Annotated in this window: 27 protein-coding genes and 1 pseudogene; 4 read left to right on the plus strand and 24 right to left on the minus strand. The window is 61.6% G+C overall.

Annotation, left to right across the window (positions count from 1 at the left end; all coding sequences use genetic code 11):
- The 22 genes and pseudogenes from nuoN to ACS0VV_RS06550 form a co-directional block, all read right to left on the minus strand.
- The gene (nuoN, locus tag ACS0VV_RS06445) at window positions 1-1,464 is read right to left on the minus strand and encodes an NADH-quinone oxidoreductase subunit NuoN (RefSeq protein WP_483531901.1); all 1,464 of its coding nucleotides are present in this window, start codon (window positions 1,462-1,464) and stop codon (window positions 1-3) included.
- A complete protein-coding gene (locus ACS0VV_RS06450; RefSeq protein WP_483531902.1) occupies window positions 1,464-2,999 on the minus strand; it encodes an NADH-quinone oxidoreductase subunit M in 1,536 nt (511 codons plus the stop codon). Before ACS0VV_RS06450 ends, nuoN begins: the two co-directional genes overlap by 1 nt.
- Window positions 2,999-4,990: an NADH-quinone oxidoreductase subunit L gene (gene nuoL / locus ACS0VV_RS06455; protein WP_483531903.1), complete on the minus strand. Its 1,992-nt coding sequence runs from the start codon at window positions 4,988-4,990 to the stop codon at window positions 2,999-3,001. Before nuoL ends, ACS0VV_RS06450 begins: the two co-directional genes overlap by 1 nt.
- Window positions 4,991-4,997: 7 nt before the next feature.
- Window positions 4,998-5,303: an NADH-quinone oxidoreductase subunit NuoK gene (nuoK, locus tag ACS0VV_RS06460; protein WP_483531904.1), complete on the minus strand. Its 306-nt coding sequence runs from the start codon at window positions 5,301-5,303 to the stop codon at window positions 4,998-5,000.
- Between the two features lie 46 nt (window positions 5,304-5,349).
- Window positions 5,350-5,967 carry an NADH-quinone oxidoreductase subunit J gene (locus ACS0VV_RS06465; RefSeq protein ID WP_483531905.1) on the minus strand — a complete coding sequence of 206 codons (618 nt, stop codon included), beginning with the start codon at window positions 5,965-5,967 and terminating at the stop codon, window positions 5,350-5,352.
- A 147-nt stretch (window positions 5,968-6,114) separates the two neighbouring features.
- A complete protein-coding gene (gene nuoI, locus ACS0VV_RS06470; RefSeq protein ID WP_151974750.1) occupies window positions 6,115-6,600 on the minus strand; it encodes an NADH-quinone oxidoreductase subunit NuoI in 486 nt (161 codons plus the stop codon).
- Window positions 6,597-6,896, minus strand: a complete 300-nt coding sequence (locus tag ACS0VV_RS06475) for a hypothetical protein (protein WP_483531906.1) — start codon at window positions 6,894-6,896, stop codon at window positions 6,597-6,599. The genes nuoI and ACS0VV_RS06475 overlap by 4 nt, the downstream gene beginning before the upstream one ends.
- Entirely contained in the window at window positions 6,893-7,939 is a 1,047-nt protein-coding gene (nuoH, locus tag ACS0VV_RS06480; RefSeq protein ID WP_483531907.1) for an NADH-quinone oxidoreductase subunit NuoH, read from the minus strand. The genes ACS0VV_RS06475 and nuoH overlap by 4 nt, the downstream gene beginning before the upstream one ends.
- Before the next feature lie 112 nt (window positions 7,940-8,051).
- Window positions 8,052-10,046 (minus strand): NADH-quinone oxidoreductase subunit NuoG, encoded by a 1,995-nt coding sequence (nuoG, locus tag ACS0VV_RS06485; RefSeq protein WP_483531908.1) that lies wholly within the window; start codon window positions 10,044-10,046, stop codon window positions 8,052-8,054.
- A complete protein-coding gene (locus ACS0VV_RS06490; protein ID WP_483531909.1) occupies window positions 10,039-10,689 on the minus strand; it encodes a hypothetical protein in 651 nt (216 codons plus the stop codon). Before ACS0VV_RS06490 ends, nuoG begins: the two co-directional genes overlap by 8 nt.
- On the minus strand, window positions 10,686-11,978 hold the full coding sequence (gene nuoF / locus ACS0VV_RS06495; protein ID WP_483531910.1) for an NADH-quinone oxidoreductase subunit NuoF: 1,293 nt from the start codon (window positions 11,976-11,978) through the stop codon (window positions 10,686-10,688). The genes ACS0VV_RS06490 and nuoF overlap by 4 nt, the downstream gene beginning before the upstream one ends.
- Entirely contained in the window at window positions 11,978-12,118 is a 141-nt protein-coding gene (locus ACS0VV_RS06500; protein ID WP_483531911.1) for a hypothetical protein, read from the minus strand. Before ACS0VV_RS06500 ends, nuoF begins: the two co-directional genes overlap by 1 nt.
- Window positions 12,118-12,786, minus strand: a complete 669-nt coding sequence (gene nuoE / locus ACS0VV_RS06505) for an NADH-quinone oxidoreductase subunit NuoE (RefSeq protein WP_483531912.1) — start codon at window positions 12,784-12,786, stop codon at window positions 12,118-12,120. The genes ACS0VV_RS06500 and nuoE overlap by 1 nt, the downstream gene beginning before the upstream one ends.
- A complete protein-coding gene (locus tag ACS0VV_RS06510) occupies window positions 12,776-12,964 on the minus strand; it encodes a hypothetical protein (RefSeq protein WP_483531913.1) in 189 nt (62 codons plus the stop codon). The genes nuoE and ACS0VV_RS06510 overlap by 11 nt, the downstream gene beginning before the upstream one ends.
- Window positions 12,961-13,119 carry a hypothetical protein gene (locus ACS0VV_RS06515; protein ID WP_483531914.1) on the minus strand — a complete coding sequence of 53 codons (159 nt, stop codon included), beginning with the start codon at window positions 13,117-13,119 and terminating at the stop codon, window positions 12,961-12,963. The genes ACS0VV_RS06510 and ACS0VV_RS06515 overlap by 4 nt, the downstream gene beginning before the upstream one ends.
- 41 nt (window positions 13,120-13,160) lie before the next feature.
- Window positions 13,161-14,375: an NADH-quinone oxidoreductase subunit D gene (locus ACS0VV_RS06520; RefSeq protein WP_483531915.1), complete on the minus strand. Its 1,215-nt coding sequence runs from the start codon at window positions 14,373-14,375 to the stop codon at window positions 13,161-13,163.
- A gap of 17 nt (window positions 14,376-14,392) precedes the next feature.
- Window positions 14,393-15,004, minus strand: a pseudogene (locus ACS0VV_RS06525) (NADH-quinone oxidoreductase subunit C); the annotation flags it as partial.
- On the minus strand, window positions 15,001-15,534 hold the full coding sequence (locus ACS0VV_RS06530) for a hypothetical protein (protein WP_483531916.1): 534 nt from the start codon (window positions 15,532-15,534) through the stop codon (window positions 15,001-15,003). The gene ACS0VV_RS06530 and the pseudogene ACS0VV_RS06525, both read right to left, overlap by 4 nt.
- On the minus strand, window positions 15,531-16,100 hold the full coding sequence (locus tag ACS0VV_RS06535) for a NuoB/complex I 20 kDa subunit family protein (protein ID WP_483531917.1): 570 nt from the start codon (window positions 16,098-16,100) through the stop codon (window positions 15,531-15,533). Before ACS0VV_RS06535 ends, ACS0VV_RS06530 begins: the two co-directional genes overlap by 4 nt.
- Window positions 16,097-16,483 (minus strand): NADH-quinone oxidoreductase subunit A, encoded by a 387-nt coding sequence (ndhC, locus tag ACS0VV_RS06540; RefSeq protein WP_151974728.1) that lies wholly within the window; start codon window positions 16,481-16,483, stop codon window positions 16,097-16,099. The genes ACS0VV_RS06535 and ndhC overlap by 4 nt, the downstream gene beginning before the upstream one ends.
- 85 nt (window positions 16,484-16,568) lie before the next feature.
- Window positions 16,569-17,891, minus strand: a complete 1,323-nt coding sequence (locus ACS0VV_RS06545; protein WP_483531918.1) for an SMP-30/gluconolactonase/LRE family protein — start codon at window positions 17,889-17,891, stop codon at window positions 16,569-16,571.
- A 60-nt stretch (window positions 17,892-17,951) separates the two neighbouring features.
- On the minus strand, window positions 17,952-19,391 hold the full coding sequence (locus ACS0VV_RS06550) for a coniferyl aldehyde dehydrogenase (protein WP_483531919.1): 1,440 nt from the start codon (window positions 19,389-19,391) through the stop codon (window positions 17,952-17,954).
- 144 nt (window positions 19,392-19,535) lie between these two features.
- Between ACS0VV_RS06550 and ACS0VV_RS06555 the strand changes: the two genes are divergently transcribed.
- From ACS0VV_RS06555 to ACS0VV_RS06565, 3 genes are all read left to right on the plus strand, one after another.
- Window positions 19,536-20,732: a thiolase family protein gene (locus ACS0VV_RS06555; protein WP_483531920.1), complete on the plus strand. Its 1,197-nt coding sequence runs from the start codon at window positions 19,536-19,538 to the stop codon at window positions 20,730-20,732.
- A 64-nt stretch (window positions 20,733-20,796) separates the two neighbouring features.
- Window positions 20,797-21,207 (plus strand): hypothetical protein, encoded by a 411-nt coding sequence (locus ACS0VV_RS06560; RefSeq protein WP_483531921.1) that lies wholly within the window; start codon window positions 20,797-20,799, stop codon window positions 21,205-21,207.
- A 39-nt stretch (window positions 21,208-21,246) separates the two neighbouring features.
- The gene (locus ACS0VV_RS06565; protein ID WP_483531922.1) at window positions 21,247-21,642 is read left to right on the plus strand and encodes a hypothetical protein; all 396 of its coding nucleotides are present in this window, start codon (window positions 21,247-21,249) and stop codon (window positions 21,640-21,642) included.
- 64 nt (window positions 21,643-21,706) lie between these two features.
- On the opposite strand, the gene ACS0VV_RS06570 is transcribed toward ACS0VV_RS06565, so the two are convergent.
- Window positions 21,707-22,087 (minus strand): SH3 domain-containing protein, encoded by a 381-nt coding sequence (locus ACS0VV_RS06570; protein ID WP_483531923.1) that lies wholly within the window; start codon window positions 22,085-22,087, stop codon window positions 21,707-21,709.
- 228 nt (window positions 22,088-22,315) lie between these two features.
- On the opposite strand from ACS0VV_RS06570, the gene ACS0VV_RS06575 reads away from it, so the two are divergent.
- Window positions 22,316-23,617, plus strand: a complete 1,302-nt coding sequence (locus tag ACS0VV_RS06575; protein ID WP_483531924.1) for an ammonium transporter — start codon at window positions 22,316-22,318, stop codon at window positions 23,615-23,617.
- On the opposite strand, the gene ACS0VV_RS06580 is transcribed toward ACS0VV_RS06575, so the two are convergent.
- Entirely contained in the window at window positions 23,614-24,321 is a 708-nt protein-coding gene (locus ACS0VV_RS06580; protein WP_483531925.1) for an alpha/beta hydrolase, read from the minus strand. The two genes, ACS0VV_RS06575 and ACS0VV_RS06580, sit on opposite strands and share 4 nt — an antisense overlap.
- Between the last annotated feature and the right edge of the window lies 1 nt (window position 24,322).

Below are 24,322 nucleotides of genomic sequence, written 5' to 3' on the forward strand. Positions count from 1 at the left end.
TTACGCTGGCAAGCCGAACGAAGCCGCTGCCATATCTGCCAGATTGCCCAGCCATGGGGTCAGGAAAAAGCCCAACGGCGAAACGATCACGCCGCAGATCAGCAGCAGTGCCCAGTGCGGGGTATCGCCCTCGCCTTTGATCGTATCGGCAGGCTCGTCGAAGAACATGATCTTGACGATCTTGATGTAGTAGAACGCACCGATCACGCTCGCGGCGATACCGATGGCGGCAAGCGCCAGCAGGTCGGCCTCGACAGCCGCTTGGAACACCACGAACTTGCCCCAAAAGCCGAACAGCGGCGGGATACCGGCAAGGCTGAACATCAGCGCCATCATCGCCCAGGCCAGCGCAGGGCGCGTTGTGGCGAGGCCTGCGAGGTCGGAAATACCTTCCAGCTGGTTGCCCTCAGCATCGCGCATCAGCAGCACGGCGACAAAGCTGCCCACCGTCATCACCGTGTAAATGGCGAGGTAAACCAGCAGCGCACTCGCTCCGCTGGCATTGGCAGCCGCGAGGCCGATCAGGATAAAGCCGACATTGTTGATCGAGGAATAGGCGAGCAGGCGCTTGATATTGGTCTGCCCGATGGCCCCCAGCGCACCGATCACAATCGAGAGCAGTGCAGCCGCGATCACCACTTGCCGCCACGCATCGACCTGCGACCCGAACGCCTCCATGCTCACCCGCGCGAGCAGCGCCACGGCGGCGACCTTGGGCGCGCTGGCGAAGAACATCGTCACCGGCGTGGGCGCGCCTGTGTAGACGTCGGGTGTCCACATATGGAACGGCGCGGCGCTGATTTTGAAGGCGAGGCCCGCCAGCATGAAGATCAGGCCGAACAGCATTCCGGTGCTCAGTCCGCCCGATACGGCCGCCGTAATCCCGGCAAAGCTGGTGGTTCCGGCAAAGCCGTAGGTCAGGCTCATACCGAACAGCAGAATGCCCGAAGCGAGCGCGCCGAGGACGAAATATTTAAGGCCAGCTTCCGCCGAACGGTCATCGTTCCGCAGCATCGCCGCCAGCACATAAGCGGCGAGCGAATTGAGTTCGAGGCCCATATACAGCGTCAGCAAATCATTGGCCGAAACCATGATGCTCATGCCGAGCGCGGCGAAGAGCACCAGAACCGGAAATTCGGTCTTCATCGCGCCAATCTTCTCGAAGAAGCGCGGCGCGATCATCAGGGTGGCACCCGATGCGGCGAAGATCATCAGCTTGGCGAAACCGGCGAAGGCGTCTGCGCGGAACAGGCCGCCAAAGGCTTCGGTGTCGATGCCGGTGGCTCCGGCACACACAACCGGCGCGACCAGCGCGAAGGCTCCGCCGAGTGCAACCGCAGCAGCGATGCTGGCGAAACGGGCAAATTTGTCACCGCCATAGGCCGCGACCAGCGTCAATAGCAGGCCGGTGATGCCGAGGACGAGCTCGGGCGCGATCAGCGCGAAGGATGCGGCAAAGTCCATCAGTGCGCTCCCTCCGCGTGATGCTCCGGCTCGGCAGCAGGAGCAGGCTCTCCGATCACCAGTTGCGCGTCGCTGGCAGGCTCTGCCTCGGCGAGACGTTCATCGAGCCACTGGATGTCCGCCCGCATCGGCGCGAGGAAGCTCTCGGGATACACGCCCATCCACAGCACCGCCGCCGCAATCGGAGCGAGCAGCAGATATTCGCGCTTCGACAGGTCGGGCATCGCAGCCGCATCGTCATTGACCTGCGGACCGAAACACACGCGGCGATAGAGGTAAAGCATATAGGCTGCGCCCAGAATGATGCCGGTGGTGCAGACAAAGGCGACCCAGCTATTGATCTGATAAATGCCCGCCAGCGCGAGGAATTCGCCGACGAAATTGCTCGTGCCCGGCAGGCCGACGCTCGCCATGGTGAAGAGCAGGAACAGCGTCGCATAGGCAGGCATATTGGTGCTGAGACCGCCGTAACGCGAAATCTCGCGGGTATGCAGCCGGTCGTAAATCACGCCCACACAGAGGAACAGCGCGCCCGATACGAGGCCGTGGCCGAGCATAATCATCATCGCGCCTTCCAGCCCCTGCACGTTGAACGCGAACAGGCCGACCGTGACGATCCCCATATGTGCGACCGAGCTATAGGCGATCAGCTTCTTCATATCGTGCTGCACCAGCGCGATCAGGCTGGTGGCGACCACCGCGACCATGCTGAGTCCCCACACGAGCCACACGAATTGCGCGGAGGCGTCGGGGAACATTGGCAGGCTGAACCGGATGAAACCGTAACCGCCCAGCTTCAGCAGCACGCCTGCTAGGATCACCGAACCGGCGGTCGGCGCCTGCACGTGTGCATCGGGCAGCCAGGTGTGCACCGGCCACATCGGCATCTTCACCGCGAAGCTAGCGAAGAAGGCGAGCCACAGCCATGTCTGCGCTTCGGGCGCGAAGTCATACTCCATCAGGAACGGAATGTGCGTTGTGCCCGCCATGTTCACCATCCACAGCATTGCGATCAGCATCAGCACCGATCCGAGCAGCGTGTAGAGGAAGAATTTATAGCTTGCGTAGATGCGGTTATCCCCGCCCCAAACGCCGATGATGAGATACATCGGGATCAGGCCAGCTTCGAAGAAGATGTAGAACAGGAAGATATCCTGCGCCGCAAACACGCCGATCATCAGCACTTCCATGAACAGGAAGGCGCTCATGTACTCGCCCACGCGCTTGGTAATCGCGTTCCAGCTCGCACCGATGCAGATCGGCATGAGGAAGACGCTCAGCATGATGAGCATCAGCGCAATCCCGTCGATCCCCAGCGCATAGGCAAAGGTATCGAACAGGTTGTGGTATTCCTGGAACTGCCACTGCGCGCCGCCAATGTCGTAATTCAGCCACAACAGCACGCCGAGTGCGAGATTCACCAGCGTCGCCACCAGCGCCGTCCAGCGCGCAGTGTTCGCGCCGACGAACAGGCAGATGATCGCGCCGACCAGCGGGACGGCGAGCATCGCGGAAAGGATCGGGAAGCCGCCCATCAGAACAGCACCCAGGTGATGGCGGCGACAAGGCCGATAAGCATGATCAGGGCGTAACTCGTCATTTGGCCGGACTGGAATTTCTTCGCATAGATACTGCCTTGCGACACCACCCATGCGGCACCGTCAGGGCCGAAGCGGTTGATAGTCCCCTCGTCCCCGCGCTTCCACAGCACGCGGCCGAGCCAGAAGGCAGGCTTCACGAAGAGGAGATTGTAGAGCTCGTCGAAATACCACTTGTTGTAAACGAAGTTGTAGATCGCGCCGAGTTGCTCGGTCGTTTTGCGCGGAATGTCCGTGTTGCGGATATAGGCGAGCCAAGCGCCGAAAAGGCCCAGCAACATGACGAGCAGCGCGGTGTTCTTCACCCACCACGGCACTTCGTGCATCGCGTGCATCAGAGCGGCATTATAGGCGATCGAACCGTCCCAGAATTCGGCACTATCGAGGAAATTACCGGCAAAAACCTGCCCCGCCGCAATCGCGCCAATGCTGAGAACGCCGAGCGGTATCAGCATGGAAAGCGGGCTTTCATGCGGATGATAGCCACCGGTGGTGTCTACCCCGGCATCTTCAGGCGTTTTAGGGACGCTATGCTGTATATGCTCGCTCTCGATCCAGCGCGGCTTGCCCCAGAAAGTGAGGAACATCAGACGCCAGCTGTAGAAGCTGGTCAGCAGAGCGGCGAACACCCCGACCCAGAACGCGCCCGTGCCGTGGCCTCCTGCGGCGTAGGACACTTCGAGGATCGCGTCTTTCGACCAAAAGCCTGCAAAGCCGAGATGCAGATCGTAGATACCCACCCCTGTTATCGCCAGCGTGCCCATCATCATCGCCCAGAAGGTGAGCGGGATGTGCTTACGCAGGCCGCCGTAATAGCGCATATCCTGTTCGTGATGCATGGCGTGGATCACCGAGCCGGCACCAAGGAACAGCAGCGCCTTGAAGAAGGCGTGCGTGAACAGGTGGAACATCGCCGCGCCGTATGCGCCGACACCGGCAGCGAAGAACATATAGCCGAGCTGCGAGCACGTCGAATAGGCGATCACCCGCTTGATGTCCCACTGTGTCGTGCCGACCGTCGCGGCAAACAAGCAGGTGGCGGCACCGATAATCGTCACGAAAGCCAGCGCCACGGGCGCAGCTTCGAACATCGGCGAGAGGCGGCAGACCATGAACACGCCCGCAGTCACCATGGTCGCCGCGTGGATCAGCGCGGAGACCGGCGTCGGGCCTTCCATCGCGTCAGGCAGCCAAGTGTGCAGGCCAAGCTGCGCCGACTTGCCCATAGCGCCGATGAACAGCAGCAGGCACAGGATCGTCATCGTATCGAGCCGCATTCCCATAAAGCCGATGCTGCTCGCGCCTTCCATGGCGGGGGCCGCTTCGAGGATCGCGGGAATGCTCGTCGTCTGGAACACCAGGAAGGTGCCGAAAATGCCCAGCATAAAGCCCAGATCGCCCACGCGGTTTACCACGAAAGCCTTGATCGCAGCGGCATTGGCGGAGGGCTTCTTGTACCAGAAACCAATCAGCAGATAGCTGGCGAGGCCCACGCCTTCCCAACCGAAGAACATCTGCACAAGGTTGTCCGCGGTCACCAACATCAGCATGGCGAAGGTGAAGAGCGACAGGTAAGCGAAGAAGCGCGGCTGATCCGGGTCTTCCTCCATATAGCCCCAGCTATACAGGTGGACGAGCGCGGAAACGGTGGTGATGACCACCAGCATTATTGCGGTGAGCGTGTCGACGCGCAGCGCCCAGTCGAAGGACATCGCGCCGCTTTCGACCCACTTCATCACCGGCACGACGCTCGCCGTCTCGGTGCCCGAGAGGAAGCCGATAAAGATCGGCCAGCTGAGGCCGCAGGCGAGGAACAAAGCGCCTGTGGTGATAGTCTTGGCCGCCACATTGCCGATGGCACGGTTGCCCAGCCCGGCAATGATCGCTGCCAGCAAGGGCGCGAAGACGATGATCAGGATGGAGTTCACGTCCCTACTAACCCTTCATCTGATTGACATCGTCCACGGCAATCGTGCCGCGCGAACGGAAATAAATGACCAGAATGGCGAGCCCGATGGCCGCCTCGCCCGCCGCAACGGTCAGCACGAACATGGCGAAGACCTGCCCCGCCAGATCACCCAGATGCGCGCTGAAGGCGACGAGATTGATGTTCACCGCAAGCAGGATCAGCTCGATCGCCATCAGAATGACGATGATGTTCTTGCGGTTGAGGAAAATCCCCAACACGCCGAGCACGAACAGGATCGAGCTCACGACAACATAGTGTTCGATACCAATCATGGGCGCGAAGCTCCGCTTATCCGCTCATCCTGAGCCTGTCGAAGGATCATAGTTCGACCCCCTGCCCCACTTCGGGCTTCACATTGACGGTCGCATCCTGCGGGCGGCGCGCGTTTTGTTTGGCGATGTTCTGGTGGCCACGGGTCGAGCGTTGACCGCGATGGGTCAGCACAATCGCGCCGATCATCGCCACCAGCAGGATTACGCCCGCGACTTCGAACAGGAAGAGATATTTGCCGTAGATGAGCGCGCCGAGGCTTTCGGTATTGCTCGCACCCGCAATCGGCGCCGCATCACCCAGCGGCGTGCCGAGTTCCAGCTTGCCCGCCTGATACGCGCCTACGCCCAGCACCAGTTCGGCCAGCAGCACAACCGCGATCAGCACACCCAGCGGCGCGTTCTTCATAAAGCCGGCGCGCAGTTCGGCGAAGTCGATATTGAGCATCATCACGACGAACAGGAACAGCACCGCGACTGCGCCCACGTAGACCACGATCAGCAGCATCGCGAGAAACTCCGCACCCACCAGCACCATCAGCCCCGCGGCGTTGAAGAAGGCGAGGATGAGCCACAGCACCGAATGCACCGGGTTGCGCGCAAGGATGGTGAGTGCGCCTGAGGCGATCACCAATGCGGCAAACATATAGAAGGCGAAAATCTGCATTACTGGTCTTTTGCCTCCATCGTCATCCCCGCGCAGGCGGGGATCCAGAGCGGCAAGCCATTACGCTCGAAAAGCTGGATTCCCGCCTTCGCGGGAATGACGAACAAGTGCGTATTCATGGTGCCCCTCAACACGATGTGCGGCCCCTTAACGATACGGCGCGTCGGCTTCAAGGTTTGCGGCGATTGCCCGCTCCCACTTGTCCCCGTTCGCCAGCAATTTGGCTTTGTCATAGAGCAGCTCTTCGCGCGTTTCGGTCGCGTATTCGAAGTTCGGCCCCTCGACGATGGCATCCACCGGGCACGCCTCTTGGCAGAAGCCGCAATAGATGCACTTGGTCATGTCGATGTCGTAGCGGGTGGTGCGACGGCTGCCATCATCACGCGGCTCGCTTTCGATGGTGATCGCCTGCGCCGGGCACACCGCCTCGCACAGCTTGCAGGCAATGCACCGCTCCTCGCCATTGGGATAGCGCCGCAAGGCGTGCTCCCCACGAAAACGCGGCGAAAGCGGGTTCTTCTCGAACGGATAGTTGAGCGTCACCTTCGGCTTGAAGAAATATTTCAACGTCAGCGCGTGCGCCTTGAGGAATTCCCACAGGGTGAAGGATTTGATGAGTTGGGCTGCGGTCATTCGGCGACCTCGATTTGATTTAGGCAACGTGCGGGAGGTGTTGAGCCTTCGACAGTTTCCTCTCCAACCACATTTGGGAGAGTCATATCCATCGACGTTCGATACCAAGTTACGTTGTTGGGATTCTCAACCTCTGTCATGCGCACATACCGCTCGACACAGCCAGTAACAGTATCAAGTAAGAGCGCAGGCATTTCGTCGCTAGCCGGAACAAATTGATAGCGGCCAACATCGTTTGCTGCCTGAGAGCAGGCCGTAGATAGCAAGGCAAGAGACAAGATAAGCGCGACCTTCATCCCCCATACCTCGTAAACATCAGCCACCCGCTCGTCAGGACGACGAAGAGCAGGCTCATCGGCAGGAAGACTTTCCAGCCAAGGCGCATCAGCTGGTCATAGCGGTAACGCGGCACGGTCGCCCAGATCCAGCTGAAGATGAAGAAGAAGAACACCGTCTTCAGCAGGAACCAGATGAAGCCCGGCACCATGTAAAGCGGCTCCCACTCGATGGGCGGCAGCCATCCGCCGAAGAACAGCAGCGTGTTGAGGCTGCACATCAGCAGGATGTTCGCATATTCACCGAGCCAGAACAGCGCGAAGGCCATAGAGCTGTATTCGGTCTGATACCCCGCCACCAGCTCGCTCTCCGCCTCGGTCAGGTCGAACGGTGCACGCTGCGTCTCTGCGAGGCTGGAGATGAAGAACAGCACCCACATCGGGAACAGCAGCAGGTTGAAGTAATAGCCGTTGATGATGCCGAGGCCGTGGCCCTTTTGCGCGTTCACGATCTCGCTGAGGTTGAAGCTGTTCGCAAACAGCACCACGCACACCAGAATGAAACCGATCGAGACTTCGTAGGAAATCATCTGCGCGGCTGCGCGCATGGCGGAGAAGAACGGGTATTTGGAGTTACTCGCCCAGCCCGCCATCGTGATGCCGTAAACGCCCAGCGAACTGATCGCGAGCACATAGAGCATGCCGACATTGATATCCGCCAGCACCACGCCGTCCGCAAACGGAATCACCGCCCAGGCGAGCAGCGCCACGGTAAAGGTGATGATCGGCGCGAGGAGAAAAATGCCCTTGTTTGCCGCGCTGGGAATGATGGTTTCCTGCAGGAAGACCTTCAGCCCGTCAGCAAAGCTTTGGAGGATGCCGAACGGCCCGACCACGTTGGGCCCGCGCCGCATCATGACGGCGCCGAGCACCTTGCGGTCCATATAGATCACAAGCGCAACCGCGAGCATCACCGGGAAGGCGATGAGCAGAATGCCGGAGACCATGCCGACAAACAGCGCCCACTCGTAGGACAGGCCGAGATTTTCGAAGAATTCGGTCATTACTCTTCCCCCCCGTTCGTCATCCCCGCGAAGGCGGGGATCCAGAAAATGGGAGTGCCGAGGCCAGACTGGATTCCCGCCTTCGCGGGAATGACGAGGTTCGCAAAAACACTCATTCCGCCGCCTCCTTCAGCGCGTCGCCATGCAGCAGTTCAGCCGAACATTGCTGCATCACCGTGCTGGCGCGGGCGATGGGGTTGGTGAGGTAGAAGTCCGTCACCGGATAGGCGGCAATCTCGCCCGAGGCCTTTACGCCCTTCGGCGCGGCCGGAAGCGCGCCGTAGTCGGCGATCATGCCTTCGTCGCCCAGCACAGGCACTTCGGCCACCATAGCCGCGCGAAGCTCGCCAAAGCTGTCGAACCCTACGGTGACGCCCAGCGCATCGGCCAGCGCGCGCAGGATCGTCCAGTCTTCACGCGCATCGCCGGGAGCGAAAATCGCCTTGTCGGCCATCTGCACGCGGCCCTCGGTGCTGACGTAGGTTCCCGCTTTCTCGGTGTAGGCGCTGGCGGGCAGGACGATATCCGCCGCGTGTGCGCCCTTGTCGCCGTGATGGCCGATATAGACCTTGAGACTGTCGCCAAACGCGCTCCAGTCGACCTCGTCTGCGCCCAGCGCGAGCACCACCTTGGGCTTGGCCGCAACGATATCGGCGATGCCGCCCTTCTGCGCGAAACCGAGCATCAGAGCGCCCATGCGGGCCGCTGCGGTGTGGAGCGCGTTGAACTCCGCCTTCAGCTTGCCAGCTACCGCCAGTGCCGCCTCATGTGCGCCCGCTGCAAACCCCGCCGCGCCGAGGATAACCGCCGACTTTTCCGCCGCCTTGAACGCATCGGTCACGCTGGCCGGCAGCTTGTTCAGCACGCCAAGATCGCTGCCGAGGAATTCCGCCTTGTACGTCGTGTCCCATTCGGACCCGACGATAAACACCTTCGCGCCGCGCTTCACTGCCTTGCGCAGGCGGACATTCACCAGCGGCGCTTCCCAGCGCACATGGCTGCCGATGATGAGGATGGCCTGCGCCTCCTCGATCCCGGCAAAAGTGCTGTTGAAATTGACCGCCGCGAGGTTGGACACGTCATAATCCATCCCCGTTTGGCGGCTCTCCATCAGCGAGGAACCACTCGCCTTGAGCAGCGCCTTGGCGGCGAACATCGTTTCGCAATCGACCATATCGCCCGCGATAGCGGCGATGCTGGCGCCCGGCTTGGCCTTGGCGATCGCCTTGAACGCTTCGTCCCAGCTTGCCTCGGCCAGCTTGCCGCTGCGGCGGATGAACACCTTGTCGAGGCGACGCCGTGTGAGGCCGTCGACCTGATAGCGTGCCTTGTCCGAAATCCACTCCTCGTTCACATCATCGTTGATGCGCGGGAGCACGCGCAGAACTTCGCGGCCACGGCTGTCGATCCGGATGTTTGCGCCAACCGCATCGGAAACGTCGATGCCGAGCGTCTTCTTCAGCTCCCAAGGGCGGCTCTCATAGGCGTAGGGGCCGCTCGTCAAAGCGCCGACCGGGCACAGGTCGATCACGTTCGCCGACAGCTCATGCTTTGCCGCCTGCTCCAGATAGGTGGTGATCTGCATATCCTCGCCGCGATACAGCGCGCCGATTTCGTCCACGCCCGCAATCTCTTCGGAGAAGCGCACACAGCGGGTGCAGTGGATGCAGCGGGTCATGATCGTCTTGATCAGCGGGCCCATATTCTTGCTCGTGACCGCCCGCTTATTCTCGTGATAGCGCGAGCCGCCACGGCCATAGGCCATGGCCTGATCCTGCAGATCGCACTCGCCGCCCTGGTCACAAATCGGGCAATCGAGCGGGTGGTTGATAAGGAGGAACTCCATCACACCTTCGCGCGCAGTTTTGACCATCGGCGTGTCGGTGCGGATTTCCTGCCCTTCGGTGGCAGGCAGCGCGCAAGAAGCCTGCGGCTTGGGCGGCCCCGGCTTTACTTCCACCAGGCACATCCGGCAGTTACCGGCGATACTTAAGCGTTCGTGGTAACAGAAACGGGGAATCTCCTTGCCCGCAAGCTCGCACGCCTGCAGCACGGTGGCGCCATCGGGCACCTCCACTTCCTGACCGTCTACGGTGACTTTAGGCATCGGTCTCACTTTCTACCGGCGCGTCATCCTGCGCCGCGAGAATTCGGTAACTGGCGGTGGCGAGCATGGAGCGCATGGCAATCGCGCTTGCTTCGATGGCATCGCCGCTCTGGGTGCAGATGGCCTGCACGGGCGCTAGCTGCGCGAACGCGCCGACTTCTGCTTCCGAGGCGACCTCGGTGGCGAACAGGTCGGCCACCAGATTGGGCGCGCCCGTCACCATGCAATTGGCCACCAGATCGGTGTAGGAATAGGTCTCTGGCCGCTCGCCGATCACGGCCATAGACAGGCGGATCAGCAGTGAGGGCTCCTCCACCCTTTCCATCGCTTGCTCTGCCAGGCCGCCCGCAAAGGGGAGCCCGCCCAGTTCGATCCGTCGATAGGCGCGCGGCATCGCGCGGAAGCACCGTTCGCTGATCCGGCGGTCACCCATGTCCTGCATGAGCGCGCGGTATTCGTCGCTTCGGTAGTCCATCGTCAGCAAGCGATGCACATCCTCCGGAAACTCGTCCGCCATACACGCGGTCCACGCCTCGACCGCAAGCCGCTGCATCCGCTCGTTGCGTTCCTGTTGCGCTGCAGCAGGTGTTGCGAGTGTGAGGCCAGCAAGCGTGGCCGCTACAAGAGCCAGAAACCGCTTCATTCCGCCGCCTCCTGCAAGCCGCCCTCGCGTTCCGCAATGCGGCGTTCGAGTTCGGGGCGGAAGTGGCGGAGCAGGCCCTGGATCGGCCATGCGGCGGCGTCGCCCAGTGCGCAGATCGTGTGACCTTCCACCTGCTTGGTGACCTGATAGAGCATATCGATTTCTTCGACCGAGCTTTCGCCCACGCGCAGCCGCTCCATCACGCGCCACATCCAGCCCGTGCCCTCGCGGCAGGGTGTGCACTGGCCGCAAGACTCGTGCTTGTAGAAATAGCTGAGGCGGCTGATCGCGCGGACGATGTCGGTCGACTTGTCCATCACGATAACGCCCGCCGTGCCGAGGCCCGAGCCGAGTTCTTTCAGCCCGTCGAAATCCATATGGGCAGAGCGGATTTGTTCGCCCGGCACCAGCGGCACCGAGGAACCGCCGGGGATGACCGCGAGCAGATTGTCCCACCCGCCGCGAATGCCGCCGCAATGCTTTTCGATCAGCTCCTCGAAAGTGATGCTCATCGCTTCTTCGACAACGCAGGGCGTGTTCACATGGCCGCTGATCTGGAACAGCTTGGTGCCCTTGTTGCCCTCGCGCCCGAAGCTGGCGAACCAGCTTGCGCCGCGCCGCAGGATCGTGGGGACGACCGCGATCGACTCGACATTGTTGACCGTCGTCGGGCAGCCATAGAGGCCTGCACCCGCCGGGAAAGGCGGCTTGAGGCGCGGTTGGCCCTTCTTGCCTTCGAGGCTTTCGATCATCGCGGTTTCTTCGCCGCAGATGTAGGCGCCTGCGCCGCGGTGCATGAACACGTCGAAATCGTAGCCCGAACCGCTGGCATTCTTGCCGATCAGGCCCGCGTCATAGGCTTCGTCGATTGCCTTCTGGAGTGCCTCGGCCTCGCGGATATACTCGCCGCGAATGTAGATATAGGCCGCCCGCGCCCGCATCGCGTATCCGGCAATCAATGCGCCTTCGATCAGCTTGTGCGGATCGTGGCGGATAATCTCGCGGTCTTTGCACGAACCCGGCTCGGATTCGTCGGCATTGATGACGAGGAAGCTGGGGCGACCGTCCTTGCTTTCCTTGGGCATGAAGCTCCACTTCATACCCGTCGGGAAGCCCGCGCCGCCGCGCCCGCGCAGGCCCGATGCCTTCACCTCTTCGATGATGGCGTCCTGGCCGACTTGCATCAGCTTCTTCGTGTTGTCCCAATCGCCACGCGCCTGCGCCGCCTTCAGATCGGGCGACTGGAAGCCGTAGACATTGGTAAAGATGCGATCCTTGTCAGCCAGCATTACGCCATGCCTCCGAATACGAAATAGGCCGCCGCCGCCAGCAGCAGGACGAGCACGGCGGTCTTGACGATGCCCTTGAGGACTTTCCACGCGATGGCGACGAGCACCAGTGCGACAATGACGGGGACAATCTGATCCATCACCATTGGCTCCGATAATCGTGATTGGCGTCGACCATTTCCTTCAGCGTCGTCGGCCCGCCCGCAGGCTCGGACGTGTGACGGCCCGGCTCCTGCGTGCCTTCCTTCGGCTGCTCGCCCGCGGCCAGCGCATCGAGCACTGCATTGAGACGTTCGGGCGTCAGGTCTTCGTAATTGCCGTCATTGATCTGCACCATCGGCGCGGTGGCGCAATTGCCCATGCATTCGACCTCGGTCAGCGTCCAGAGGCCGTCTTCCGACACCTCGCCGAACTTCATGCCGCGCTTCTTGCACGCTTCGATGATGGCGTCCGATCCGCGCAGCATACACGGCGTGGTGCCGCACACTTGCACGTGGAATTTGCCCACCGGAACAAGGTTATACATCATGTAGAAGGTCGCGACTTCCAGCACGCGGATGACCGGCATATCGAGATAGTCGGCGACATATTCGATCACCGGCAAAGGCAGCCAGCCCTGCGTCTCGGTCTCTTCACCCACCTGGCGCTGTGCGAGATCGAGCAACGGCATCACCGCCGACTTCTGGCGGCCCTCAGGGTACTTCTTGATATGCCAATCGGCCTTCTCACGGTTGGCATCCGTGAAAGTCCAGCCACTCCACCGCTTGCGCAGTTCGGGCGTGTCAGGGGCGATATGTCTACCGGCCATGCGCCAGTCTCCGTCGTTCGAAATAGCGGCCCACATAGAGACCGATCACCGCAGCGAAGGCGGTGGAGAGAATGTCCTTGAGCGGTGCCTCACCATGGAATGCCACAAGGTATGCCGCGACTGCTGATGCGAAGGCGGCGAAGGCTGCGAGGAGGATGAAGAGTTCGCGGAGGATCACCGGGTAATCCCCTCAATATGTGGCAGCTTGATCGCAGCGACAACGTAGAGGCCAATCACCGGCAACAAACCAATAAGCGAGGCTGCGGTAAAGCCGAGGCTCGCTCCAAACGCATTGACCGACGCAAGCTGCGCAGCCTTGGCGAGGATAACCATCGCCACAACCACGGGTATTGCCAATAAGAAGCGTAGCAACCTCACCGGTCGCACTCCCCGAACACCACGTCGATTGCGCCGAGGATCGCGGTTGCGTCGGGCAGCATGTGGCCTTTGGACATGAAATCCATCGCCTGCAGGTGCGAGAACGCAGTCGGACGGATCTTGCAGCGGTAGGGCTTGTTGGTTCCGTCGGCCACCAGATACACGCCGAATTCGCCCTTGGGGCTTTCGGTTGCAACATAAACTTCGCCTGCCGGAACGTGGAAGCCTTCAGTGTAGAGCTTGAAGTGATGGATCAGAGCTTCCATCGACTGCTTCATCTCACCACGCTTGGGCGGTGAGACCTTTTTGTTGTCGCTCGCAATCGGGCCTTCGGGCATTTCAGCGAGGCACTGCTTGATGATGCGCGCCGACTGGTAGACTTCCTCGCAGCGGACCATGAAGCGGTCGTAACAGTCCGAATTGGTGCCGACCGGGATTTCGAAATCCATCCGGTCATACACGTCATAGGGCTGCGATTTGCGCAGATCCCACGGGATGCCGGCCGCGCGGATCATCGGGCCGGAGAAGCCCCATTTGATCGCGTCTTCCTTGCTCACCACCGCGATATCGACATTACGCTGTTTGAAAATGCGGTTGTCCTGCACGAGGCTCATCGCATCGCCGAACAGTTCGGGCAGCCGGGTATCGACCCAATCGCCGATATCGGTGAGCAGCTTCAGCGGAACATCCTGATGCACGCCGCCGGGGCGGAACCACGCCGAGTGCATCCGCGCGCCCGAAGCCCGTTCGAAGAAATTGAGGCAATCCTCGCGCAGTTCGAACACCCAGAGGTTGGGCGTCATCGCGCCCACATCCATCACGTGCGCGCCGATATTGAGCATATGGTTGCAGATGCGCGTCAGCTCGGCGAACAGCACACGCAGATACTGCGCCCGCTCCGGCACTTCGACATTCAGCAGCTTCTCGATGGCGAGGACATACGAATATTCCTGCGCCAGCGGAGAGCAGTAATCGAGCCGGTCGAAATACGGGAGCGCCTGCAGGTACGTCTTGTACTCGATCAGCTTTTCGGTGCCGCGGTGGAGCAGACCAACATGCGGGTCGATCCGCTCGATAATCTCGCCATCCAGCTCCATCACCATGCGCAAAACGCCGTGCGCGGCAGGGTGCTGCGGGCCGAAATTGATCGTGTAGTTGGAGATTTCCTCGCCGTCGGTTGTCGGCGCGGTGTCCTGAACGAGGCCGCTCATTTGCCGTCCTCCTTCTCTGCCTTTTCATCGCCCGGAAGCACGTAATCCGCGCCTTCCCAAGGGCTGGTAAAATCGAAGCTGCGGAAATCCTGCGCCAGTTTCACCGGCTCATACACCACGCGCTTTTCCTCCTCAGAATAGCGCAGTTCGGTATAGCCCGTTAGCGGGAAGTCCTTGCGGAAGGGATGCCCTTCAAATCCGTAATCGGTGAGAATGCGGCGCAAATCGGTGTTGCCGTCAAAGGTGACGCCATACATATCGAACACTTCGCGTTCGAGCCATCCGGCGACCGGCCACAGCGTGGTGACGGTGGGAACAGGCGTATCCTCGTCCGTGCTGACCTTCACCATGATCCGGTGGTTCTTGGTGAGGCTGAGCAGCATATAGACGACTTCGAACCGTTCTGCGCGGTCGGGATAGTCGACACCGGCAATTTCGACGAGCTGCTGGTAAGCGTGATCGTCGCGAAGAGAACGCAGCACATCCTCGATGCTCTCGCGCTTCACGGTGAGAATGATCTCGCCATGCTCCTCGCTGGAGGCGATCACATGCGAGCCGAGTGCTGACGTCAAAGCGTCAAGCACGCCTTCGTTGGAGGCGAATTTGGGGGCGGAGTGGAGGACGGTCATTGGTCGTTGATCTCCAATGAAGCGACGAACCTCCTCACGTCATCCTCGTCCAGTGATGTAAGTTCTGCCGCTTCTGAAGTCGGGTATGCCGCAGCGTAAACAAGGTGGTAATCCCCAAGCTCAATCCCTGCCATAATACCAAAAGGCGTGCCGTCGTTGCGCGTAATCTCGAACATCCGATGGTTGCCGACTACTGTTTCGAGGAAAACAACGCGGTCCTCGCGTCCCTCCACCATCGCAGTGATGGCCTCGTATGAAGACGGAAACGGATCCTCATAAGCAATCTCTTCGCCTTCAGAGGACACTGCTGCAAACGTCATCGTTTCTGTAATGCAAACTATTGCAGTCCGGCCGAAATAGTCCGCCGGAATCATTGTCGGATTACGGCAAGGCATCACAACACTGGCTCGACCATTAGCTAGCTCAAGCCGCTCGGGTGCGGGCTGCGCAAACGCAACGCTTGGCGCCATCAACATGGCCACTACTGCCCCAAGACAAGCGCCCATTGTGCGGCGGAAGAGGTGCTTCATCGCTCGATCGTCCCCACTCGGCGGATCTTCCGCTGAAGCTGCATCACGCCGTAAAGCAGCGCTTCTGCAGTCGGCGGGCAGCCCGGGATGTAGATATCGACCGGCACGATGCGGTCACAGCCGCGCACCACGGAATAGCTGTAATGGTAATAGCCCCCGCCATTGGCGCAGCTGCCCATCGAAATGACGTATTTCGGATCGGACATCTGATCGTAAACGCGGCGAAGAGCCGGTGCCATTTTGTTGCACAGCGTGCCCGCCACGATCATCACGTCCGACTGGCGCGGGCTGGCGCGCGGGGCGATCCCGAAGCGTTCCATATCGTAGCGCGGCATATTGACGTGGATCATCTCGACCGCGCAGCAGGCGAGGCCGAAGGTCATCCACCACAGCGAGCCTGTGCGCGCCCATTGGAACAGCTCCTCGGTCGAGGTAACAAGGAAGCCCTTGTCGTTCACCTCGGTCTGGAGCGCGTTGAAAAAGTCCGTATCCGGCTGCTTCACTTCGCCGCCTTGGGCGGCAGTGGGCAGAGCGTTCGGCGGGGTAATGATGGTCGAGTTGCTCATTCCCAATCCAGAGCTCCCTTCTTCCATTCGTAGGCGAAGCCGACCGTCAGAATGACGAGGAAGATCATCATCCCGATCCAACCTGCCCATCCGGTATGCTCCAGGCTGACAGCCCAGGGGAACAGGAAGGCCGCCTCCAGATCGAAAATGATGAACAGGATCGCCACCAGATAGAACCGCACGTCAAACTGGCTGCGCGGTGCCTCGAAGGCGGGGAAGCCGCATTCGTATTCAGTCAGCTTGCCCTCTGTCGGGTTGTGCGCGCCGGTCAGGCGGGACACGCCCATCGGCAGGAAAACGAAAGCCACCGAAAGCGCCAGCGCGATTCCCAGAAACAGGATAATCGGCAGGTATTCGAGGAGATAGGCGGTTTGATCAGGCAAAATGGACTCGGTTTTGCTGTTGATTTGCGGCGCGTCTAAGCCTTTGAATGCTGCGATGCAAGGTAGCTGAACGGACTAAAATCCCCTATTCAGGCGGACTATCCACCAGTTGCACGCGGCGGATGCGCGTGGCGCGGGGCGATGCCCCCTCGCGCAATTCCCCGCCTTCACCCCAGATGTCCCACTGGCCATCGCCGATGTAATAGAGCGCGTCCCCCGCAATGCTGCCGCCGAGCGGCTCGGTCCACGCAGGGTTCGCGAATTCGAGTGTGCGGTGCGAGGCAATGACGCCGATCCCCTGCCCCAGCGCAAACGCGGTGATGCGGTGCGGGTTGAGGCCGTTCTGCACCGCGATCAGCTCGTTGCCGTGCAGCCAAAGCCCGTCCACTCCGTCGAGCAGCATCGGCTCTGCCGCGCGCATCCGGTAGACATGGCGGCTGCGGATCATCACCTGCGCAAGGCCATAGCGATAGTCGCTGATGTAGAGCGAATTGTTGTCCGGCCGCACCGCAATCCCCTGCGGGCTGCGGAACGTGCCCGGCGCGATGAAAGTGCGCATCGTGCTGTCGGTTACGGTTGCGAAATACACGCCGCCGCCGATCGGATCGCTGCCGTAGACAGTGCCATCCGGTCCCACGGCAATATCCGATATCGTTGCACCCGGGCCAAGCGGCACACGGCGGCGCTCCTCCAGCGTAATCCGGTCGAGCGCGATCAGGCCGCGATATGCGCTTGCGGAATCGGGCGTTGTGCTGACCACTCCCGAAGCGACCCAGATTAGATTGCGCGCCTCGTCGAGCGCGATGCCGGAGAAACTGCCCTCGCCCGAAATCGGGTGCGCCTGCCACTCGCCATCACTCCCGCGATAATGCAGCGCGCGGGAGACGATGCTGGTGACGAACAGGCGATCCTGCTCGCCATCCCAAAGCACGCTTTCCGCAAGCCGCGCGGCTGCGGGCGTCTCGGCCACCACATCGCTGGCAGTGACAGGGCTGCGGTCCCATTCAAAGGCGCGGCGCACCGCCATCCGTTCGTCGGTGGTGGTAAATGCACTGCGCAATTGCCCGACCGCTTGCTCCGGCAACAGATAGCGCCGCTCGCCCAGCCAGGCGAGATCGTCAATGATCGGCGCGGAGCCGGACTCCTCGCGCGCCACGAAATGCGCGCCCAGCAGCCGCATCCGCACAGATGACGAGTCGGGAAAATCCTCGGCCAATTGCGTCAGACCGGCAATATCCCCGATCTGGCCGGTATTGGCATCGACCGGACGCCAGTCCACCGGCGGGCCCATCCCCTCGACGACAACAGCTTGCGGCTCTGGCGGCAAAACGCTGCCGGGCAATTCGATACGGGATGCGCAGGCGGTGAGCGTAAGCGCAAGGGTAGCGGCTAGAGCGTAACGGATCATGCTGCACAGCCTAGCGTAGCACGGCTCCGCCGCCCACCCTCGCCCGGCAGATTTCCAGCGCTACTTTTTGGTCATCAGTTTGAGCATGGTCTGCGCCCGCTCGCCATAAGGCGGCTTCAGGCCAGCAAGGCCTGCCACGTCGATTTTGGGCTGGGTGTAGACGGCGCGCGCATGGCTGAATTCGCGGAAACCCTCCGGCCCGTGATAGGCGCCGATGCCGCTCGGTCCGACGCCGCCAAAGGGCAGGTCTTCGGCCGAGACATGGAAGATCACATCGTTGACCGTCACGCCGCCGGAAATTGTCTGCCGCAGCACCTGCTCGCGCTCCCCAGCGTCGGTGCCGAAGTAGTAAAGACCCAGCGGGCGGTCCTTCGCGTTGATGTATTCAATCGCCTCGCTGACGCTGGTGTAGGTCTTCACAGGAAGCACAGGGCCGAAAATCTCTTCCTGCATCGCCTGCATATCCTCGGTCGGATTGCGGATGATGGTGAGCGGCATCTTGCACTGGTTGCTGCTACCGAAATTCTCGCCCGCCGGATTGATTTCGATGACGTCCCCGCCCTTCTCCCGCGCATCGGCGACCATGCTTTGCAGGCGGGCATATTGCTGGTCATTGATGACGCAGGCGTAATCCGAATTGTCGAGAAGCGTGGGATATTGGTCCATCGCGGCCAGCTCCAACGCGGCGATCACTCCGTCCTCCATGCTTTCGGGCACGAGCAGGTAATCGGGCGCAAGGCAGATTTGCCCCGCATTCATCATCTTGCCTGTCACGATCCGGTCACCCGCCCGCGTAAGATCGGCGCTGCGACCGATCACCACCGGGCTCTTGCCGCCCAGTTCGAGCGTGACCGGTACCAGATTGGCCGCCGCCGCCTGCATCACCTTGCGCCCGGTCGCAGTCGAGCCGGTGAAGACCAGATGATCGAAAGGCAGCGAGGAAAAGGCCTGCGCGACATCGACGCCGCCCACTGCCGTGGTGACTTCCTCGGGCGCGAAATACTTCGCCACCAGATCGGCAATCAGCGCGCTTGTTTGCGGGGTCAGCTCGCTCGGTTTCAGCATCGCGCGGTTGCCCGCGGCCAGCACCTGCGCCAGCGGGCCGAAAGCGAGGTTCACGGGGAAATTCCAAGGGCTGATGATCCCGATCACGCCCTTCGGCTCAAGCCGCAATTGCGCCTTGCCGCCCAGCAAGCCGAGCGGAAACTGCGTGCTGCGGCTTTCCGGCTTCGCCCACTTGGACAGATTGCTGCGGCAATATTTGGCGAAGTTCACCGTCGCCATGATGTCGGTGATCATGCTCTGCACGCGCGAGCGGTTGCCGTAATCGGCATTCATCGCATCGCACAGTGCATCCGCGTTTTCGTTGAGCAGCGCGATCAGCCGGTCGATCCGGCCACGCCGCGTGTCGAGGGATTCGGGGCGAGCTGCCGTAAAAGCCTTACGCTGGGCGGCTAGCATTTGCGGAAGATCGGCGGGATCGGTGGTCAAATCGGTCATGAAAAAGCCTTAAGTCGTATTGGCAGGGTGCGGTTGATGTGCATTCGTATTGGCAACGCACCGCGTTTGCATTCGTTGCATCGCAACATTAAACGCGATGCCCAGTAACCGCATCTCTGCGAAACCCAAAGGTTGGAGTTTATCATGCCCGCTTTCAACGAAGCCGATCCCGTCGTCATCCTGTCCTATGCCCGCACCCCGATGGGCGCGATGCAGGGCGCTTTGTCCGATGTCTCTGCCACCGATCTGGGCGCGACAGCGGTCAAGGCCGCTATCGAGCGCGCGGGTGTTTCGGGTGACGATGTGAACCGCGTTTACATGGGCTGCGTGCTTCCCGCAGGGCTTGGCCAGGCCCCTGCCCGCCAGGTGGCGATCAAGTCCGGCCTCCCGCTCAGCGCGCAGGCGACCACGGTCAACAAGGTATGCGGCAGCGGCATGCAGACCGTCATCATGGGCGCAGAAGCGCTCGCCAGCGGCAGCGTGGATACGGTGATTGCGGGCGGCATGGAAAGCATGACCAACGCGCCATACCTGCTCAAGAAGCACCGTTCTGGCGCGCGGATTGGCCACGACACCGCTTACGACCATATGTTCCTCGACGGGCTGGAAGACGCCTACGAGCCGGGCCGCGCCATGGGCACTTTCGCGCAGGAAATGGCTGACAAGTACCAGCTCACCCGCGAGGAAATGGACGCTTACTCGATCGCCTCGCTGGAACGCGCCAATGCTGCGATTGCCAGCGGCGCGTTTGCCGACGAAGTTGTGCCGGTGACCGTCTCGACCCGCGCGGGAGAGGTGATCGTCGATACCGATGAAGCACCGTCGAAGGGCCGCCCGGAGAAGATCCCGCAGCTGCGCCCGGCGTTCGCCAAGGACGGAACCATCACCGCCGCGACCTCTTCGTCGATTTCGGATGGCGCTGCAGCGGTCGTGCTGACCCGCAAAAGCGTTGCCGAAGCGAAGGGACTGACGCCGGTTGCAACCGTGATCGGTCTCGAAGCCCATGCGCAGGCGCCTGAAGAATTCACCATCGCTCCGGTCGGCGCGATCCAGAAGCTGCTCGAAAAGACGGGCTGGAGCGTTGAGGATGTCGATCTGTGGGAAGTCAACGAAGCCTTCGCCTGCGTCGCCATGTTCGCGATGCGCGACATCGGCATCGATCATGCCAAGATTAACGTGAATGGCGGCGGCACCGCATTGGGCCATCCCATCGGTGCAAGCGGAACGCGCATTATCGTCACGCTGCTCAACGCGCTGAAGCAGCAGGGCAAGAAGCGCGGCATCGCCTCGCTGTGCATCGGCGGCGGTGAAGCGACCGCTGTAGCAGTCGAATTGGCCTGATTTTACTCGCACCTCAGCCGAGAGCTTGCTAACCCTCTCCCCTCGCAACTGAGGGGAGAGGGTTTTGCGTATTACGATAGCATTGGCTGGTGCATTGGCGCTGGCAGCCTGCGGCGGAGACGACGCGGCAGCGCCCGAAGCGGTGGACGAGGCGGCAAGTGAAGCGGCGGCAACCAGTGTTGATCCTGCCGATGTCGGACTGTTCGAAATATCCAGCGATGATGGCGGCACCGTGATGCACCGCCGGATGGCCGATGGCACTTTTGCTGACAGCGCAGACGGGGAAGACCTTGGCGGCGGTGCATGGCGACGTGATGAACATGGCGCCATGTGCTTCGGCCAGAACGCCGGTGACGCCGAAGAAGCGTGCTGGGTCGAAAGCGAACCGCGCGAAGACGGCAGTTGGACGGCCATGGCGCGCAACGGCAACACGGTGACCGTGCGCCGCGTTACTGAGTCCGAAGCGGCAGAATAGTTTCAAACCACACCGAGACAATTTGAAAGGGAGCACATGATGAAGAAGATTATTGCAGTAGCCGGAGCCCTCGCCCTCGCCGCGTGTGGCGGCAATGCCGAAGAAGCCGAAACCGCAGACGACAGCGCAGCCGCTGAGACTGCCGAGGCCGCTCCGGCCGAAACCAGCACTACTGCGGGCACCTACACCGAGCTCGACACTGTGGCGACGCCGGCTGTGGTCGACATCAATGCTGATGGCACTTACACGATGACCACGAGCGAAGGCGAAGAGTCCGGCAGCTGGGTCGAAAACGACCAGGGCGTGTGCATGACCGGCAGCGAAGAAGGCGCGGCAGAGAGCTGCTACACCATCTCGGATGCCGACGCAGAAGGCGTGCGCACCATCACCGGTGCCGACGGGAATGCGATGCGCTATTCCTACGCCGCCGAGTAATCGGAACTGGCATGAAACCACAAAAGGGCGGCCTGCGGGTCGCCCTTTTTTGTTTCCGCTATCGTTAGAGCTCGCCCGCGCCCCACAGGCGATCCTGCGCCACCCAGCCGCGCGCGCCGTTGACGTTCAGCTCGCACCAGTTGCGTGCGCATTCGCCAAGCTCGCCAATCACGCCGGGTTCGAGGTTCCAGCGCAAGGCCGCATTTTCCGCCCCGCTCTCGCGCATCGGCACCAGCCCTTCGCCGATCACCAGTGCGGTGCGTCGTTGGCTGAGCAGGCTGTCATACATCCACCCCTGCGCGCCATCGGGATCCTCGATCAGCCGCCACCCTTGGAAGCTGCGCAGCACCTTCACCGGAAGGCCCGCACGGCGGTACACCCATTCGACCGGGAACTGCCGCCCTGCCCCCACCCGCATCCGCGCCTCTTCCGCACTGATGCTCATCCAGTAAGGCGGCGTCCGGCTCTCTTGCCCGCGCGCATCAGGCGCCGATAAGAGTACGGCCAAAGCCAGCAGACACAGTATTAGCGAATTACGAACCATCGCGCGCTATGTAGCGCCGGGGAAAGAGTCGCCGCAAGACGCGCAGTCATCTTGTCAGCACAATGCTTTCCCGCCACAGAAACGCTATAGTGTCAGCCGCGTCGCAAGGCGGGCGTCAGGGGTAACAGAATGGTTCGCACGCGATTGGCCGCAATGGCGGCTGCAACGGGAATGCTCGCCGCCGCCATACCGGCGCAGGCACAAGAACTGACCAATATCGCGCAGAACAATCCGGGCGACACCGCCTGGGTGCTGACCGCAAGCCTGTTCACGCTGCTTATTACGCTGCCGGGCCTTGTGCTCTATTTCGCCGGACAGGTCCGGGCGAAGAACGCCTTGTCGGTCGGCCTCCAGGTGGCGGCTATCACCAGCATTGTCTCGGTTCTGTGGATCATGGTCGGCTACACGCTGGCTTTTGGCGATACAGTGGGTGGCGTAATCGGCAATGGCCGCGCGTGGATGCTGACCGGCTTGACGATCCTGCGGGACGGGATGACCATCCCCGAAAGCACATACGTCTTGTTCCAGATGGGCCTTGCAATTCTGGCACCGGCGCTAATTGTCGGCGCATGGGTTGACCGTGCACGCTTCGGTTGGATCGTTGCCTTCTGCGGGTTCTGGAGCCTGTTGGTCTATGCACCTGTCGCACATTGGATGTGGGGTGGAGGTTGGCTGGGTGATCTCGGCGTTGTCGACAAGGCCGGCGGCCTGATCGTGCACACAACAGCGGGTGTATCGGCACTGGTCGTTGCGCTGCTGATGGGCAAGCGTCTGGACGATAAGCCCGGTGCCCATTCGCCCGCATTGATGCTGGCAGGTGCCGCGCTGCTGTGGGTGGGCTTCCTCGCGCGTAACGGCGTGCCTTCGCTCACCGCGACCGACGATGCATCGGCAGCCATGCTCAACACCCATCTTGCGGCTGCGGTTTCGGCCTTGGCGTGGTCGCTGGTCGAGAAGATCAGCCGCGGCAAATCCAGCATCAGCGGCTTCGCCACCGGATTGCTGGCTGGCCTTGTCACCATCACGCCTTCTGCCGACCTTGTCGCGCCGGGCGGAGCAATCCTGATCGGGATTGCCGGGGCGTTGGCCTGCTACTCGATTTCCGGCCTTGTCCGTGGACGATTGCTGATCGATGATACGCTTGGCGTATTTGCCGTAAACGGCGCGTGCGGAATGCTGGGCACCGTTCTTCTCGGCCTTTTCGCTTGGCAAGGACTTGGCGGCACCGGCTATGCTGCGGCGAGCGATATTCCGTTGGCCTTGGGCGTGCAGGCGATGGGCGTTGCCGTGGTGGCGCTCTACAGCGCCTTTGTGACAGCGATTGTCGCCGTTGCCGTGAGTCTATTCATCCCGATGCGCGTGAGCGAGGAAGAGGAACGCGAAGGCCTCGACACGAGCAGCCATGGCGAGCGCGGGTGGGACGTCGACTAGGTCGGCTTCCGATCCGCATCCACCTGCGCGATCATGCCCAGCAATTGCTCGATACAGGCGCGCGACGTGCCGAGCGTGAAATGCGGCGCGTCGATGCGCAGCGTATAATCCGCCTCGCCCTCCCGCCCGCGGCTGCATTCGGGCGCGACGATCCCGTCCACACCTGACCATATCGCGATGGTCGGCACGGGCGGTTTGGTCGCGAAATCCTCGGCAAAGGGCGGGTTATCGACCGTGTGATCGTTGATCGCTTCATAAAGCTTCCACGCGACATTGGCGTGCCGGTCTCCCGAGAACGGGCTCGCCACCGTCACCACCATGTCGAGCATTTCCGCGCAGCGCTGCCCGATCACCCGCGCATAAAGTCCGCCAAGGCTCCAGCCGATCAGGATGACTTTCTTGCCCGTCTGCTTGTGCAAAGCGGCGAGGCGCGTTTCGAGCTTGCGCACCTTCTCCTGATCCGCACCGGTATTGAGGCCAAGCCGCCAGCCTTCGGGCTGAAACCCGCGCGCCTTCAGCGTTCGCCGCAAAAGCGTAGTCGAAACGTCGCCCGTCGCGAGGCCGGGAATGACGATCACCGCCCGGCCCTGCCCGATCTGCGCTCCGGCGCGCGGCAGACGCAGCGGATTGAGCAGCACCCTCGGCACCGCCATCGCCTCGCGCAAAGTATTGCGCAAAGGCGGCGGAGCGGGGCGCTCGTGCATA

The sequence above is a fragment of the Aurantiacibacter sp. KMU-128 genome (genome assembly GCF_056933515.1).